The following is a 15296-nucleotide window of genomic DNA, read 5'->3' on the forward strand; positions in this document are numbered from 1 at the left end:
GGTACGTAAAGATTTGCGCCCCCATCGTGCATGGCATCGGATCAACGAATTGATCCTAGTGACCGGTTCCCACCGATTGCAGATATCGCACCTGGATCAGCGCGGATTCGGCCCGGTGGGCGCAGGAGGCACGAGGGGGCGCCTGGGAGAGTGCGCCGCCTCAGAGGGTGTCGAGCGCCTTGACGTACTCGTTCAGGTCACGGGCGTCGGGCAGGCCGTTGACGACCGTCCAGCGCACCACGCCCTCCTTGTCGATGATGAAGGTGCCGCGCACCGCGCAGCCCTTCTCCTCGTCGAAGACGCCGTACGCCCGCGAGGCCTCGCCGTGCGGCCAGAAGTCCGACAGCAGCGGGTACTCCAGCCCCTCCTGCTCGGCGAAGACGCGCAGCGAGAACGGGGAGTCGTTGGAGACCGCCAGCAGCTGGACGTCGTCGTTGACGAACTTCGGCAGCTCGTCACGGAGCGCGCAGAGCTCGCCGGTGCAGACGCCGGTGAAGGCGAAGGGGTAGAAGAGGAGGACGACGGCCTTCTCGCCGCGGAAGTCGGAGAGCTTGACCAGCTCGCCGTGCTGGTTCTTCAGCTCGAAATCCGGAGCCTTCGTGCCGACCTCGATCGCCATGGGTGGTTCCCTTCCGCTCACGCTCAACAGGACGCGGCCAACCCTACGCGCCGCGGTGCACGTCCGGGGAACCCGTCCTGAACAGGGCCGAGCCCCCTCCGGAACAGGCGGAGGGGGCTCGGTGGCGGACGGTGAGACCCTGCGGCTCAGCGCTTGCCGGCCTTGGGCGTGACCAGTCGGCTGCCTGCCCAGTCCTTGCCCGCGTTGATGCTCTTGGTCTGGGACAGACCCGCGGTCTGCGCGGCCTCATTGATGTCGCTGGGCTCGACGTAGCCGTCACGGCCGGTCTTCGGGGTCAGCAGCCAGATCTGCCCGCCCTCGTCGATCAGCCCGATGGCGTCCACCAGCGCGTCCGTGAGGTCGCCGTCCTCGTCGCGGAACCACAGCAGCACGACGTCACACACGTCGTCGTAGTCCTCGTCGACGAGATCCTGGCCGATCACGGTCTCAATGCCTTCGCGGAGATCCTGATCGACGTCGTCGTCGTAGCCGATCTCCTGGACCACCTGTCCGGGCTCGAACCCCAGCCTGGCGGCAGGGTTGGTCCGCTCCTCCGCGTGGTCCGCGGTCGCGCTCACGGATTGCCTCCTGTCATGTTTCGGAAATGCTCGGGGACCCCGCGCGTGCGCGGAGCATTGGGCGTAGTCCACACGGGCCGGGCGGATCGCGCAAGTACCCGGCGGTCCAGACCGCCGAAACGGTGACGTTTCGAGGCGTCTCGCCGCAAGCACGACCCCCGCAGGCCAGGCTGTAGTGATTCACGCCACAGCTTTCTGTGAAGTTTATCGGGTACTTGCGCGGGACTGGTCCCTTCGAGGGGCGGCGGCCGGCCCCGGACCCGGTTCCGGGGCCCGCACGTCCGTACGCGAAGCACTTTCGACATGGGCGTATGGTTGCGATTTGGCCGACCCGAGAAATCGGCCTTTTCAGCGCCATCTCTCTACGGATGGGTTACCCATCGGTAGAGGTGACGTATCCCAGTGGCTCGGTACACGATGGAAGACGGCGCGACACCAAGGCAGCGACAGCATTCGTCCCGTGCACCGCAGCAATCACTTGCAGAGCACGAAACGAACCGAACACGAAGGAACAGCGTGGCTTCCGGATCCGATCGAAACCCGATCATCATTGGCGGCCTTCCCAGCCAGGTCCCGGACTTCGATCCCGAAGAGACCCAGGAATGGCTCGACTCGCTCGACGCGGCCGTCGACGAGCGGGGCCGGGAACGTGCCCGCTACCTCATGCTCCGCCTGATCGAGCGCGCGCGCGAGAAGCGGGTGGCCGTGCCCGAGATGCGCAGCTCGGACTACGTGAACACCATCGCGACCAAGGACGAGCCGTTCTTCCCGGGCAATGAGGAGATCGAGCGCAAGGTCCTGAACGCGACCCGGTGGAACGCCGCGGTCATGGTCTCGCGTGCCCAGCGCCCGGGCATCGGCGTCGGCGGGCACATCGCCACCTTCGCCTCCTCCGCCTCCCTCTACGACGTGGGCTTCAACCACTTCTTCCGGGGCAAGGACGAGGGCGACGGCGGCGACCAGATCTTCTTCCAGGGCCACGCCTCGCCCGGTGTCTACGCCCGCGCCTTCCTCCTGGACCGGCTGTCCGAGGCCCAGCTCGACGCCTTCCGGCAGGAGAAGTCCAAGGCCCCCAACGGCCTGTCCAGCTACCCGCACCCGCGGCTGATGCCGGACTTCTGGGAGTTCCCGACCGTCTCGATGGGCCTCGGCCCGCTCGGCGCGATCTACCAGGCACGGATGAACCGCTACATGGAGGCGCGCGGCATCGCCGACACCTCCAAGTCGCACGTCTGGGCCTACCTCGGCGACGGTGAGATGGACGAGCCCGAGTCGCTCGGCCAGCTGTCCATCGCCGCCCGTGAGGGCCTGGACAACCTGACCTTCGTCGTCAACTGCAACCTGCAGCGCCTGGACGGCCCGGTCCGCGGCAACGGCAAGATCATGCAGGAGCTGGAGTCGCAGTTCCGCGGCGCCGGCTGGAACGTCATCAAGCTGGTGTGGGACCGCAGCTGGGACCCGCTGCTCGCGCAGGACCGCGACGGCATCCTGGTCAACAAGCTCAACAGCACGCCCGACGGTCAGTTCCAGACGTACGCCACCGAGACCGGTGCGTACATCCGCGAGCACTTCTTCGGCGACGACCAGCGGCTGCGCGCGATGGTCGAGAACATGACCGACGACCAGATCCTGCACCTGGGCCGCGGCGGTCACGACCACAAGAAGATCTACGCGGCGTATGCGGCGGCCAAGGCCCACAAGGGCCAGCCGACGGTGATCCTCGCGCAGACCGTCAAGGGCTGGACGCTCGGCCCGAACTTCGAGGGCCGCAACGCGACCCACCAGATGAAGAAGCTGACGGTCGACGACCTCAAGGGCTTCCGCGACCGGCTGCACCTGCCGATCCCGGACAAGGACCTGGAGGACGGCCTGCCGCCGTACTACCACCCGGGCCGGAACTCCGAAGAGATCCAGTACATGCACGACCGCCGCAAGGGGCTGGGGGGCTACGTGCCCACCCGTGTCGTGCGCGCCGAGCCGCTGAAGCTGCCGGACGACAAGGCCTACGCGGGTGCCAAGAAGGGCTCGGGCCAGCAGAAGATCGCCACGACCATGGCGTTCGTCCGTGTCCTGAAGGACCTCATGCGGGACAAGGAGATCGGCAAGCGCTTCGTGCCGATCGCGCCCGACGAGTACCGCACCTTCGGTATGGACGCGTTCTTCCCGTCGGCCAAGATCTACAACCCGCTGGGCCAGCAGTACGAGTCGGTCGACCGCGAACTGCTCCTCGCGTACAAGGAGTCGCCGACCGGCCAGATGCTGCACGACGGCATCACCGAGGCGGGCTGTACCGCTTCCCTGATCGCGGCGGGCTCCGCCTATGCCACGCACGGCGAGCCGCTGATCCCGGTCTATGTCTTCTACTCGATGTTCGGGTTCCAGCGCACCGGCGACCAGTTCTGGCAGATGGCCGACCAGCTCGCGCGCGGCTTCGTGCTCGGCGCGACCGCGGGCCGGACGACGCTGACCGGTGAGGGTCTGCAGCACGCCGACGGCCACTCCCAGCTGCTGGCCTCGACCAACCCGGCCTGTGTCTCCTACGACCCGGCCTACGGCTACGAGATCGCGCACATCGTCAAGGACGGTCTGCGGCGGATGTACGGCGAGAACGCCGAGGACATCTTCTACTACCTGACCGTCTACAACGAGCCGATCCAGCACCCGGCGGAGCCGGCCGACGTCGACGTCGAGGGCATCCTCAAGGGTCTGCACCGCATCAAGGCGGGCGAGAAGGGCGAGCACGCGGCCCGGATCCTCGCCTCGGGTGTCGCGGTGCCGTGGGCCGTCGAGGCCCAGCAGATCCTCGCGGACGAGTGGAACGTCAAGGCCGACGTCTGGTCGGCGACCTCCTGGAACGAGCTGCGCCGCGACGCGGTGGAGATCGAGGAGCACAACCTTCTGCACCCGGAGGAGGAGCAGCGCGTCCCGTACGTGACGCAGAAGCTCCAGGGTGCCGAGGGTCCGACGATCGCGGTCTCGGACTGGATGCGGGCGGTGCCCGACCAGATCGCGCGCTGGGTTCCCGGCACGTACCAGTCGCTGGGCGCCGACGGCTTCGGCTTCGCGGACACCCGTGGCGCGGCCCGTCGCTTCTTCCACATCGACGCGCAGTCCATCGTCCTCGGCGTGCTCACCGAGCTCGCCAAGGAGGGCAAGGTCGACCGGTCGCTGCTGAAGCAGGCGATCGACCGCTACCAGCTCCTGGACGTCACGGCCGCCGAGGCCGGGGAGGCCGGCGGCGACGCCTGACCTCTCCGCGGCGGACTGCCGCACCGCTTCCGCCGCGCCCCCCGACCAGCGCTCCTCGCCGGCCGGGGGGCGCTGTGGTGCGGACGCGGGGTACCGGTGCGCAGGGCGGGTGCGGCGGCGTGGCATGGTCAGCGTTCCCATACCTTGAACGCCCGTACCTGGTACGGAGACCGGGGCACCCAGCTGCCGCCGCCCGGGTAGGTGTCGAACTCGGCGGTCTCGGCGCATTCCTCGCTCTGGTAGGTGGTCACCGGCCGGCCGGTCCGGTTGGCGAGCGCGGCGGCGCTGGTTCCCTTGGGCAGCGGGGTGCAGCTCTCGATATCGGTGTCGGACAGCTCGTAGGTCCGCCGCGTGCCGCCGAAGTCCGCCTTCGGCCACAGGCACAGCTGTCCTGCCGCGCAGGGGCCCGAGGCGGCACCGGCACGGCCGCCCGGGGCCGCGTGCGCAGCCGGAGTGCCGAGGGCCGGCGGGACGGCGAGGGCGGCGGTGAGCGCGGCGAGGCCGGTGAGGAGCGCGGTGGTGTGGGACGTACGCAGACGCAGACGCATAGGAATCTCTCCCCCGTGAAGTACGACGATGGTGATTGCCGTGGGCGGGTTGCCCGCGGCGGGTGCTGCGGTGTCGAGCTTCGCGAGGGCGCGGCGCGGTTGCCAAGGCCGTGGCGGCACGGCCACCCGGATCAGGGATGTGGACAGCCGGAACGGCCCGGCGCGGTGCCTTCGGTGCACGGCGTTGACGTGGGACGGACCGGCGGGGTGGGGGTGCGGAAACCGTTCGCCCCCTGGCCTGCCGGGGTCCGGGAGGCGGCTGACGTCCCGGAGGAGGCCGGTGGCCGGTTCGGTTCCCCGGTCGGCTCATCCGGATGAGGGATTCGGCCCGCCGGCAGGGGCCAACTCCCGCCCGGCACATGACGGGAGGGGCGGGGCGGGGGCCGGGGAGGCCGGTTGACGCCCGCCGTTGACGACAGCACGCGGGCCGCGCACCGGCACCACGCAACAGCGCGCGGCCGGCCGAGGACGAGCCTCGCGCCTGCCGCGCGCCGTGAGCCGGGGTGCGGGGTCAGATGTGGCCGACCCCGGCTCCCGCCTCGGCGTTCGCGCCGCGCTTGGTGAAGACGGCGACGAGGGCGGCGACGACCGCCACGCCGCAGGCGACGGTGAAGGCCAGGCCCATGCCGGACACGAAGGTGTCGTGCGCGACGGAAACGATCTTCTGGGCGAACGCCGGCGGGGTGCCCTTCGGGACCGGGGCGATACCGGCCGAGACCGCGTCGGAGAGCTGGGACGCCTGCCCGGGCGGGACCGGCGGGAGGCCGGCCGACTTCCAGTTGCCCGGGAGTTCGTTGTCGACACGGGAGGCCATCACCGCGCCGAGCACGGCCGTGCCGAGGCTGCCGCCGACCTGCATCGCGGCCTGCTGGAGGCCGCCGGCGACGCCGGAGAGCTCCAGCGGGGCGTTGCCGACGATGACCTCGGTGGCGCCGACCATGACGGGCGCGAGGCCCAGGCCGAGCAGCGCGAACCAGAGGGACATCGGGCCGGTGGTGCTGTCCGTGTCGAGCCCGGACATGCCGTACATGGCGACGGCGGTGAGGACCATGCCGCCGACCAGCGGGATGCGCGGGCCGAGCTTGGTGATCAGGGCGCCGGCGAGCGGCGAGCCGACGATCATCATGCCTGTGAGCGGGAGGAGGTGCAGTCCGCTGTCCACGGGGGTCATGCCGTGGACGTTCTGCAGATAGAACGTCACGAAGAACAGGCCACCCATGAAGGCGAAGGCCATCAGCACCATCAGGACCGTGCCGGCGGTGAGCGGCAGGGAGCGGAACATCCGCAGCGGGATGAGCGGTTCGCGGACCTTGGTCTCCAGGACGGCGAACAGCGCGAAGAGGACCACCGCGGCGATCAGGAAGCCCCAGGTCTTCATGTCGCCCCAGCCCCATTCCGACGCCTTGATCAGCGGCCAGATGAGGCAGAACATCGCTCCGGAGAGCAGCACGATGCCCGGGATGTCGAACGAGCGCGGGGCGTTCACCGCGCGGTGGTCCTTGAGGATCACCAGGCCGAGGACCAGCGCCAGCACACCGACCGGGACGTTGATGAAGAACACGGACTGCCAGTTGACGTGCTCGACCAGCAGTCCGCCGACTATCGGCCCGCCGGCGGTGGAGGCGCCGATGACCATGCCCCAGATGCCGATCGCCATGTTGAGCTTCTCGGCCGGGAAGGTGGCGCGCAGCAGCCCCAGCGCGGCGGGCATCAGCAGCGCGCCGAACAGGCCTTGCAGCACGCGGAAGGTGATGACCAGCGCGACCTCGTGGGAGAACCCGATGGCGCCGGAGGCGGCGGCGAAGCCGAGGATGCCGATGAGGAAGGTCTGGCGGTGGCCGAAGCGGTCGCCGAGCTTGCCGGCCGTGATCAGCGAGACGGCCAGCGCGAGCATGTAGCCGTTGGTGATCCACTGCACGTCGGCGAGCGAGGCGCCGAGGTCTTCCTTGATGGCCGGGTTGGCGATGGCGACGATCGTGCCGTCCAGGGCGACCATCATGACGCCGATCGCGACGGAGAAGAGGGTCAGCCACGGATGGCCGCGCAGCCCCTTCGAGGGCTCTGGTGCGGGAAGGTCCGGCGCAGCGACGGCGACCGGCGTCTGAGAACTCATACGACGAGGCTAATGTCAGCCACTGACAGTTGACAAAGCAAATCATGAGTCGGTAACTGTCATTTCGCTCACAGGTAACCTGAGCAGCGAGAACACCACGGAAAGGCGGCTCAGGATGGCGGACCCGACGCCGCACACGGCACCCACGGGCCTGCGGGAACGCAAGAAGCAGCGCACTCGCGACGCGCTGATCCGCGCGGCACTCGAACTCTTCACGGAGCAGGGGTACGAGGCGACGACGATCGACGAGATCGCGGAGGCGGTGGACGTCTCCCAGCGGACGTACTTCCGCTACTTCGCCAATAAGGAGGACGTCGCCTTCGCCGTCCAGGAGATGGTCGAGGCCCGCTTCCTCGACGAGCTGAACGCACGGCCCGCGGCGGAGGCACCGCTCACCGCACTGCGCACCGCCGTGATGGTGGCCTGGGACGACATCGGCAGCGCCATCGAGTCGGTGATCCCGGTGGAGCTGCACATGCGCTCGTTCCAGATGATCGAGTCGACGCCCGCGCTGGTCGCCGCGCATCTGCGGCGCTCGTCCGAACTGGAGGAGCAGATCGCGCGGTTGATCGCCCGGCGCGAGGGGCTGGACGTCGAAACGGATCCGCGGCCACGGGTGCTGGTTGCCGCGTTCAGCGGGGTGATGCGGGTGGCCGGCAAGGTGTGGAGCGAGGGGCAGGACTGCAGCGTGGCGTCCATCCGCGAGCTCACCCAGTCCTATCTGGACCACATCGGGCCGGCGATGGAGGGCGACTGGCGGGCGAGGTGAGCGCGCCCGCACCATGCGCTACTCCCCGTAACGGGAATCCATCTTTACGCGATCATTCCGCGCGTCCCCTGAGGCCACGTCTGCACGACTGAGCACCGAAAACGGATGACAAGTGTCCGATTTGGTCGAAATACCCACCGTGAAACGTGATCTCACTCACGGTCACAGCAAGCACCCTTCCGCGTCTCCTAGGGTGGCACGCGGTGACTTCTTTTCCGGGCAGCCTCGGCCCCTCCTCCAGCTTCCTGCAGTCCTCCGCCTGGCGTGCCGCGCTCGCCCTGGCGGTGGTGTTCGTGATGCTTGCCCTCACCGGCTGGACGGCCGTCAGAGGCACCAAGGAAGACGCCCATCCGCTGGCCACCGCCAAGGCCGCCTGGCAGCACGCCACCTTCCACGGCCGCCCGCTGCCCGACCCCGACGGTTCGCCGGCCGCGCTCCGGGGCTTCTTCACCAAGCTCACCGGTGCCGAGAAGCAGCAGCTCGCCGACCGCTTTCCGCTGGTCGTGGGCAATATGAACGGCGCCCCGGTACCGCTGCGTTACCGCGCCAACCGGATGGCCATCGACGATGCCCGCGGCATCGAGAAACAGCGGATGGGCGACCGCCGGCTCACCCCCGTCGGCCGCCAGGAGGCGGGCCGGCTGATGCACCGCTTCGAGTCGATGATGAGCCCCGCCCGGCAGATCCTGGCCTTCGATCCGGCCGGCGACGGCCGGGCCGCCGAGGTCTTCGGCAACCTCCCGGCGGCGCAGCGGGTCTCGGTCGTGGTGCCCGGCGTGGACACCAACCTGTCGACCTTCGAGCGCACCGCGCGGGCGAACACCGCCCCCGTCGGCATGGCGCGGTCCCTTTACCGCGCCGAGCGCGAAGCCCGGCCGAGCACCCGTACCGCCGTGATCGCCTGGGCCGACTACACCTCCCCGGCCGGGATGGGCGTCGAGGCCGCCACCGGGAAGCTCGCCGCGGACGGCGCGGTCCGGCTGCGCGCCCTGGTGGGCTCGCTGCCCTCCTCCGACGCCGTCTCGCTGTTCTGCCACAGCTACGGGTCCGTGGTCTGCGGCGTCGCGGCCCGTGACCTGCCGTCCAACGTCGAGGACATCGCGGTGGCCGGCAGCCCCGGCATGCGGGCCGGCAACCTCTCCGGGCTGGGCACCCATGCCCGCGTCTGGGCCATGCGGGACGCCGACGACTGGATCGCGGACGTGCCCAACCTGGAGGTCGGCGGGCTCGGCCACGGCGCCGACCCCGTCGATCCGTCCTTCGGCTCACGGGTCCTGTCGGCCGACGGCGCGGTCGGGCACGCCGGCTACTTCGCGCCCGGCACCCGCAGCCTGCGCAACTTCGCCCTGGTCGGGGTGGGCGCGACCAGCACCGTCTCCTGCGCCACCGATGACCCGCACTGCAGTTCGGGGCTGGCCTGAGGGCCGTCGGCCCGTACGACTGGTTCCGCGGGCACGGCCCGGCGCCCGGGGACGGGCCGTGCCCGCGGGAACCGCACCCCGCGCCGGGGACGTCCACCAGACAGGGAACGCAGCGGGTGGCCGGAGTGACGCGCGTAGCTTCGGCGGACGCCCCCGAGGTGTCCGGAAGGGGGACGGGCGGGCGACCGCCCGCATACGATGAGCCACATGGGTGATGTGCTGGCCGGTTTTCATGCCGTCTGGGAGTTCGACACGGACTCCGTACTCATCCGCTTCGAACGGGGGATCCGCAGGCCGAAGCTGTTCCAGGCGCTCGGCGAGCGACGTATTCCGTACGAGGCGCTGAGCTCCGTCGAGGTGGCCGGAGGCAGACGCGGCACGGTGGTGCTGCATGCCGTGCCCCGGCCCGGTGCCGATCCTTTGATGGAGGCGGCGGACGGGCAGCTCAAGGAGGACGCCGATCCGTACCGGCTGGTGCTGCCGGCCGAGCGCGGGACGCTGGCCGAGTACTACGCCGACGAGCTGCGCACGGCGCTCGGCCCCGATGCGAAGGAACCCGCCGACCGCCACCTGGTGGCCGCGCCGGAGCCGCCGCTGCACTTCAAGGCGTACGACGGCAAGGCGTCCTTCGACGGCCGTGCGGTCGCCTTCCGGTGGTTCTGGACGGGTGCGAGCTCGGCGAAGTGGAAGTGCGGCGACCAGACCTTCCCGGTCGGCGAACTGGCCGGGGTGGAGTGGCGGTCGCCGGAGATCCTCAACGGGTATCTGCGTCTGCTGGAGCGCGGTGCCCGTGAGCCGGGGACCGGCGAGCCGGACCAGGATCCGGCCACGGTGGTGTTCGGGCTCGGGTACGGCCCCGTTCACGAGTCGCTGCCGTTCGCGGCCTCGGTGCTGCAGGCCGTACGCGCCGCCGAGCCGGCGCCGGAGACGGCGGAGAGCGAACCGCGCCGCCGGACCGGGGACGCGCGGCGGGACCCCGCGGATATCGCGGACCGGATACGGCACCTCGGCGAGCTCCACGGGGCCGGCCTGCTGACCGACGACGAGTTCAGCGCGAAGAAGGCCGAGCTGCTGGCGGAGCTGTAGCGGCTCAGGGTCCGACCCGGAGGCGGGATCCGGGGGCTCATACCGTGGTAGGGGGTGGAAGTCCGGCCCCGGGTATGACGTCACGGCCGCCGTGCTCCGCTTGGATGGGGGGTGCGATGACCCGACCCTCTTCCCTCCCCGCACCCGAGCCGGCCCGTCGGCGGGTGCTGCGCGCCGTACGGCAGGCGCCGCACCTGCTCGCCGTCGAGCTCGGCACGCCGACCGAACCCGGCACCCCGCTGTTCGCCAGCGTGCGGAGCGCCTGGCTGCGCCGACTGCCGTATCTGGTCGCGTTCGTGTGCGCGGTGTCCCTGCTGCCGACGACCATCACCCTCCTCAGCCACGACTACGGCCTGGCCGGCGGACTGTCCGGCGCGCTGGCCACCGCACAGACCGCGCCACTGCTGCTCGCGGTGACCCGGCCGCTGCAGGCCTGGTGGGTGATCTTCACGGCGGACGTGGTCTGCGCCCTGGCGCTCACCGGCGCGGACGGTGTCGCGGGCCGCTCCTGGCCCTGGCCGCCCACGGCGATCGTCGGCTATCTCGTGCTGATGCTGGCACTGTCCCTGCGCGAGCGCGGCCGCACCCTGATCGCCGTCTGGCTGACGACCGGGGTGGCGGGCATCCTCTCCGAGGCGGTCACCCCGGTCACCCCGGTCACCCCGGGCTCCCCGGCCCCCCCGGACCGGATCAACAGCACCTGGGTACTGCTGTTCGTGCTGACCGGAGTGGTGCTGATGATGGGCGCCACCCTGCGGGAACGCGGCGACGCCCGGCGGAAGTTGATCGAGCAGGAGACCATCAGCGAGGCCGAGCGGGCCCGTCGGACGCTGCTGGAGGAGCGCACCCGTATCGCCCGCGAGCTGCACGATGTCGTCGCCCACCACATGTCGGTGATCACTGTCCAGGCCGACAGCGCCCCGTACCGCATCGGCGGGATCCCCCGGGAGGCGCAGGAGGAGTTCGGTTCGATCGCGGCGACCGCACGGGAGTCGCTGGCGGAGATGCGCCGGCTGCTCGGGGTGCTGCGCAGCGAGGAGGCGGAGCGGCACGGCGGCCCGGAGAAGACTCCGCAGCCCGGCATCGGCATGCTGCCGAAGCTGGTCGAGGGGACCGTACGGGCGGGTGTGCCGGTGGAGTTGTCGCTGCCCGGGGACCGCATACCGCTCGAACCGGCGGTGGATCTGTCGGCCTACCGCATCGTGCAGGAGGCGCTGGCCAATGTCGTACGGCACGCCCCGGGCGCACCGACCCGGGTGTCGGTGACGACGGCGGCGGACGGCTCCGGGCTGACCGTTCTCGTCGTCAACTCCCCGCCGCCCGCGCCCGCCGCGCCGCTGGAGACCAACGGCACCGGCCACGGCCTCATCGGCATGCGGGAACGAGTGCGGCTGGTGGGCGGTTCGCTCGACACCGGGCCGCTGCCCGACGGCGGGTTCCGGGTGGCCGCACAGCTCCCCCTTTCGCCGCCGCCCGCCCCGGCGGCTCCCCTTGGACCGAAGGATTCCGACTCCGTATGACCACGCGCGTGATCATCGTCGACGACCAGGCCATGGTGCGCGCGGGCTTCGCCGCGCTGCTCGCCGCGCAGAGCGACCTCGAGGTGGTGGGCGATGCGCCGGACGGGGTGCGGGGAGTGGAGCTGAGCCGCCGGACGCACCCCGATGTGGTGCTGATGGATGTCCGGATGCCCGAGATGGACGGGCTGGAGGCGGCCCGGCAGCTGCTCGATCCGCCCCCCGGTGTGCTGCACCGCCCGAGGGTGCTGATGCTGACCACCTTCGATGTCGACGACTACGTCTACGAGGCGCTGCGGGCGGGGGCGTCCGGCTTCCTGCTCAAGGACGCGCCGCCGGGTGATCTGATCTCCGCGGTCCGGGTCGTGGCGGCCGGGGAGGCGCTGCTCGCCCCGTCCGTGACCCGGCGGCTGATAGCCGATTTCGCCCGCCGACGGCCCGCGCCCCGCAAGGGCCGGGCGGCGCTGCAGCTGAAGGGCCTCACCCCGCGCGAGACGGAGGTCCTGGAACTGATCGCCCGCGGTCTGTCGAACCAGGAGATCGCCGCCGCACTGATCGTCGCCGAGCAGACCGTGAAGACCCATGTCAGCCGGGTGCTGGCCAAGTTGGCGCTGCGGGACCGCGCCCAGGCCGTGATCTTCGCGTATGAGTCGGGACTGGTCACGCCCGGGGAGCAGTAGCCGGCCGGGAGCAGCAGCGGCCGGAGGGTCCCCGGGCGTGACCTCCCGCGCTGCCCCTCCTTGAGGAGGAGAAAGACGCCTCCCCCCTACCGGGGTATCACCCGGCAGTTGGCTCCGCGGTGTGACGCCGCGTCATACGCCCGCTTCCTAGGTTTCCCTCCGCCACACCAACGGGAGAGGGAGACACCACCATGTCCAGGCTGCGAAGCATCGTTCAACGCGGCCGGCGCACGCTCCTCGGCGCCGCGCTCGCGCTGACCGTGGCCGCCGGCACCGGCGGCTGGGCGGCCGGCACCGCACAGAGCGCCGTCACGGGCCCGGCGCCCGGCGCCGCCGCCTGGCGCGCCGACCACTCCCTCGGCGTCCGGCTGCCGGACCCGGCGACCGCACGGCCCGCCGACGTCACCCGCTTCTTCGCCTCGCTGACCGGCGGGCAGCGGCAGGCCCTGGTGGCCCGGCACCCGCTCACCGTCGGCAATCTCGACGGGGTGCCGCCCGCCGTGCGGTACGCGGCCAACTCCCGTGCGCTGACGGCGGAACGGGACCGCCGGCTGGCCCGCGCCGCCGATCCGGCCGGCACCCTCCAGGAGCACCGGCAGGCCAGGCAGGCGGCCGCCCGCTGTGCCTCGCTGCTCTCCCCCGGTCGTCACATCCTCGCCTACGATCCGCGCGGCCGAGGGCAAGTGGCCGAGGTTTACGGCGACTTGGCCACCGCCGAGCGCACCGCCGTGATCGTGCCGGGGTCGGACATCGACCTGACCTCCTTCGACCGCGACCACCAGCCGTACGGCACACCGGCGGGCATGGCCAGGTCACTGCGGACCCGGCTGGCCGCCGACGCACCCGGGACCCGTACCGCGGTCATCGCCTGGGCCGGATACACCACGCCGGTCGGTCTCGGCCCGGATGCCATGACCGGCCGGCTCGCCGATGCCGGCGCGCCGCGGCTGGCCCGGTTCCTGTCCGGGCTGGCCGCCGTGGGGGCCCCGGCCCCGGCCGTGCTGTGCCACAGCTACGGCTCGGTGGTCTGCGGGCTGGCCGCCTCGCAGTCGGCCCGCGGCGACATCGCCGACCTGGTGCTCTTCGGCTCCCCCGGCGTCCGCCGGGACAACGTGGCACAGCTGCACACCTCGGCCCGGGTCTGGGCGGCGCGGGACGCGTCCGACTGGATCAGCGATGTCCCGAACGTCGAACTGTGGGGCCTGGGGCACGGCACCGACCCCACCGACCCCGCCTTCGGCGCCCGCCGGGTCTCCGCCGTGCGGGCCGTGGGGCACGCCGGCTATCTCGCCCCCGGTACGGACTCCCTGCGGAACTTCGCGGCCATCGTGCTGGGCCGCTACGGCGCCGTGCGCTGACGCCGGTGCGCCCGGAGGGCCGGGGCGCCGACTCACCGGCCGCCTGGCGCCCGCGCTCCGACCGCTCCTCACCCTTCGGCTCCACCACTCAAGGACGCCTCATGGACATCGCCTTCCTCCCGCCTCTCAGAAGCGCCGCCCACAAAGCGGTCCGCACCATCGAGGACCGCACGCCGGCGGACCGCGACCGCGCCCTCGACGGGCTGCGCGCGCTGGCCCTGCTCGCCGTGCCCCTCGGCCACTGGCTGATCGGGGGATTCACCCTCGATGCCGGGGGCGCACTGCACAACACCAGCCTGCTGACCACCTTCGGCGCGCTCGCGCCCGCCAGTTGGGTGCTGCAGCTGCTCGGCATCTTCTTCCTGGTCGGCGGCCATGCGTCGGTGCGCTCCCTCCGGCGCGCCACCGAGCGGGGCGAGTTGGCCGGCGTCTGGCTGCGCGGCCGGATCCTCCGGCTGGGCCGCCCGGTGCTCGGCGTGACGGCCGTGTGGGCGGTGCTGCTCCCCGTCGTGTACGGCCTGGGGGTGCCCGAGGCGACCCTGCGGACCGGGGCGACGCTGGTGATCCAGCCGCTGTGGTTCGTGGGCGTGTATGCGGCGGTGACCGCGCTCACGCCGTACTGCCTGCGGGCCGCCCGGCGGTGGGGCGCCTGGTCCGCGGCACCGCTGGCGGCCGCCGTCGCGACGGTGGACTTCCTGCGCTACGGGCCGTTCGCCGATGTCATGCCGGGGTGGATCGGCCTGGTCAATCTCCTGCCCGGCTGGCTGTTCGCCTATCAGCTCGGGGTGTCCTGGGGCGAGCGGCGGCTCGGCGGGCGCACCGCCTGGTCGCTGCTGCTCGGGGGCGCCGCACTCTTCGCCGCGCTGCTGCTGTTCTTCCACTACCCGATGAGCATGGTCGGCGTCCCCGGTCAGGACCGTACGAACTCCCACCCGCCGTCGCTGCTGGTCCTGGCGCTGGCGGCGGCCCAGTCCGGCGCCGCCGTCCTGCTCCGCGACCGGCTCGCCCGTCTCCTGCGCCGGCCGGCCCTGTGGGCGCCGGTCACGATCGTCAACCTCTCGGCGATGACGGTCCTGTGCTGGCATCAGACGGCGATGCTCTCGGCGGCCGTGCCCGCGTCCTTCCTGGGCGAGATCGCCGGGCTGACCACGCGGCCCGACACCCCCGGCTGGATTCTCGTCCGGCTGGCCTGGCTGCCGGTGTTCGGCGTGGCGCTGCTCCTCATCGGGCGCACCGCCCGCCGCTTCGAGGCACCGTGGACCGGCGTCACCCGGGCCGGCCGGGCCGCCGCGGCGCTCCTGGCCGCCGGGTTCGCCGCCTTTGCGCTGGGGCTGACGTGAGCACCCGGCAGGGCGGCG

12 protein-coding genes are annotated in these 15296 nt (G+C 71.4%); 8 read left to right on the forward strand and 4 right to left on the reverse strand.

Features of this window, described 5'->3' with window-relative positions; genetic code table 11:
* Positions 1 to 160: 160 nt before the first annotated feature.
* A complete protein-coding gene (locus CFW40_RS10190; RefSeq protein WP_033268712.1) occupies positions 161 to 619 on the reverse strand; it encodes a peroxiredoxin in 459 nt (152 codons plus the stop codon).
* Between the two features lie 146 nt (positions 620 to 765).
* Positions 766 to 1197, reverse strand: a complete 432-nt coding sequence (locus CFW40_RS10195; protein WP_030081424.1) for a DUF3052 domain-containing protein — start codon at positions 1195 to 1197, stop codon at positions 766 to 768.
* 516 nt (positions 1198 to 1713) lie between these two features.
* Between CFW40_RS10195 and aceE the strand changes: the two genes are divergently transcribed.
* On the forward strand, positions 1714 to 4446 hold the full coding sequence (aceE, locus tag CFW40_RS10200) for a pyruvate dehydrogenase (acetyl-transferring), homodimeric type (protein ID WP_088797490.1): 2733 nt from the start codon (positions 1714 to 1716) through the stop codon (positions 4444 to 4446).
* Between the two features lie 128 nt (positions 4447 to 4574).
* Here the strand turns inward: aceE and CFW40_RS10205 are convergent, their stop codons facing one another.
* Together CFW40_RS10205 and CFW40_RS10210 are read right to left on the reverse strand one after the other, a co-directional pair.
* The gene (locus CFW40_RS10205) at positions 4575 to 4994 is read right to left on the reverse strand and encodes a peptidase inhibitor family I36 protein (RefSeq protein WP_088797491.1); all 420 of its coding nucleotides are present in this window, start codon (positions 4992 to 4994) and stop codon (positions 4575 to 4577) included.
* A gap of 511 nt (positions 4995 to 5505) precedes the next feature.
* Positions 5506 to 7107 (reverse strand): MFS transporter, encoded by a 1602-nt coding sequence (locus tag CFW40_RS10210; protein WP_088797492.1) that lies wholly within the window; start codon positions 7105 to 7107, stop codon positions 5506 to 5508.
* Between the two features lie 115 nt (positions 7108 to 7222).
* Here CFW40_RS10210 and CFW40_RS10215 point away from each other — a divergent pair, with 115 nt between their 5' ends.
* The 7 genes from CFW40_RS10215 to CFW40_RS10245 all read left to right on the forward strand — a co-directional run bounded on the left by CFW40_RS10215 (position 7223) and on the right by CFW40_RS10245 (position 15278).
* Positions 7223 to 7876 carry a TetR/AcrR family transcriptional regulator gene (locus CFW40_RS10215; protein WP_088797493.1) on the forward strand — a complete coding sequence of 218 codons (654 nt, stop codon included), beginning with the start codon at positions 7223 to 7225 and terminating at the stop codon, positions 7874 to 7876.
* Between the two features lie 203 nt (positions 7877 to 8079).
* Positions 8080 to 9297, forward strand: coding sequence for an alpha/beta hydrolase (locus CFW40_RS10220; RefSeq protein WP_088797494.1), 1218 nt, complete (start codon positions 8080 to 8082; stop codon positions 9295 to 9297).
* A 207-nt stretch (positions 9298 to 9504) separates the two neighbouring features.
* A complete protein-coding gene (locus CFW40_RS10225; RefSeq protein ID WP_088797495.1) occupies positions 9505 to 10383 on the forward strand; it encodes a DUF4429 domain-containing protein in 879 nt (292 codons plus the stop codon).
* A 116-nt stretch (positions 10384 to 10499) separates the two neighbouring features.
* The gene (locus tag CFW40_RS10230; RefSeq protein WP_088797496.1) at positions 10500 to 11903 is read left to right on the forward strand and encodes a sensor histidine kinase; all 1404 of its coding nucleotides are present in this window, start codon (positions 10500 to 10502) and stop codon (positions 11901 to 11903) included.
* Entirely contained in the window at positions 11900 to 12580 is a 681-nt protein-coding gene (locus tag CFW40_RS10235) for a response regulator transcription factor (RefSeq protein ID WP_088797497.1), read from the forward strand. Before CFW40_RS10230 ends, CFW40_RS10235 begins: the two co-directional genes overlap by 4 nt.
* A 191-nt stretch (positions 12581 to 12771) precedes the next feature.
* The gene (locus tag CFW40_RS10240; protein WP_088797498.1) at positions 12772 to 13938 is read left to right on the forward strand and encodes an alpha/beta hydrolase; all 1167 of its coding nucleotides are present in this window, start codon (positions 12772 to 12774) and stop codon (positions 13936 to 13938) included.
* A gap of 101 nt (positions 13939 to 14039) precedes the next feature.
* Entirely contained in the window at positions 14040 to 15278 is a 1239-nt protein-coding gene (locus tag CFW40_RS10245; protein WP_088797499.1) for an acyltransferase, read from the forward strand.
* Positions 15279 to 15296 lie beyond the last annotated feature (18 nt).

The sequence above is a fragment of the Streptomyces sp. 2114.4 genome (assembly GCF_900187385.1).
GTDB lineage: Bacteria > Actinomycetota > Actinomycetes > Streptomycetales > Streptomycetaceae > Streptomyces > Streptomyces mooreae.

Bases quoted from the DNA above. Each gene is read 5' to 3' on its own strand.
- CFW40_RS10190 (WP_033268712.1), bottom strand. From the start codon at position 619: ATGGCGATCGAGGTCGGCACGAAGGCTCCGGATTTCGAGCTGAAGAAC.
- CFW40_RS10205 (WP_088797491.1), bottom strand. From the start codon at position 4,994: ATGCGTCTGCGTCTGCGTACGTCCCACACCACCGCGCTCCTCACCGGC.
- CFW40_RS10210 (WP_088797492.1), bottom strand. From the start codon at position 7,107: ATGAGTTCTCAGACGCCGGTCGCCGTCGCTGCGCCGGACCTTCCCGCA.
- CFW40_RS10215 (WP_088797493.1), top strand. From the start codon at position 7,223: ATGGCGGACCCGACGCCGCACACGGCACCCACGGGCCTGCGGGAACGC.
- CFW40_RS10225 (WP_088797495.1), top strand. From the start codon at position 9,505: ATGGGTGATGTGCTGGCCGGTTTTCATGCCGTCTGGGAGTTCGACACG.
- CFW40_RS10230 (WP_088797496.1), top strand. From the start codon at position 10,500: ATGACCCGACCCTCTTCCCTCCCCGCACCCGAGCCGGCCCGTCGGCGG.
- CFW40_RS10235 (WP_088797497.1), top strand. From the start codon at position 11,900: ATGACCACGCGCGTGATCATCGTCGACGACCAGGCCATGGTGCGCGCG.
- CFW40_RS10240 (WP_088797498.1), top strand. From the start codon at position 12,772: ATGTCCAGGCTGCGAAGCATCGTTCAACGCGGCCGGCGCACGCTCCTC.
- CFW40_RS10245 (WP_088797499.1), top strand. From the start codon at position 14,040: ATGGACATCGCCTTCCTCCCGCCTCTCAGAAGCGCCGCCCACAAAGCG.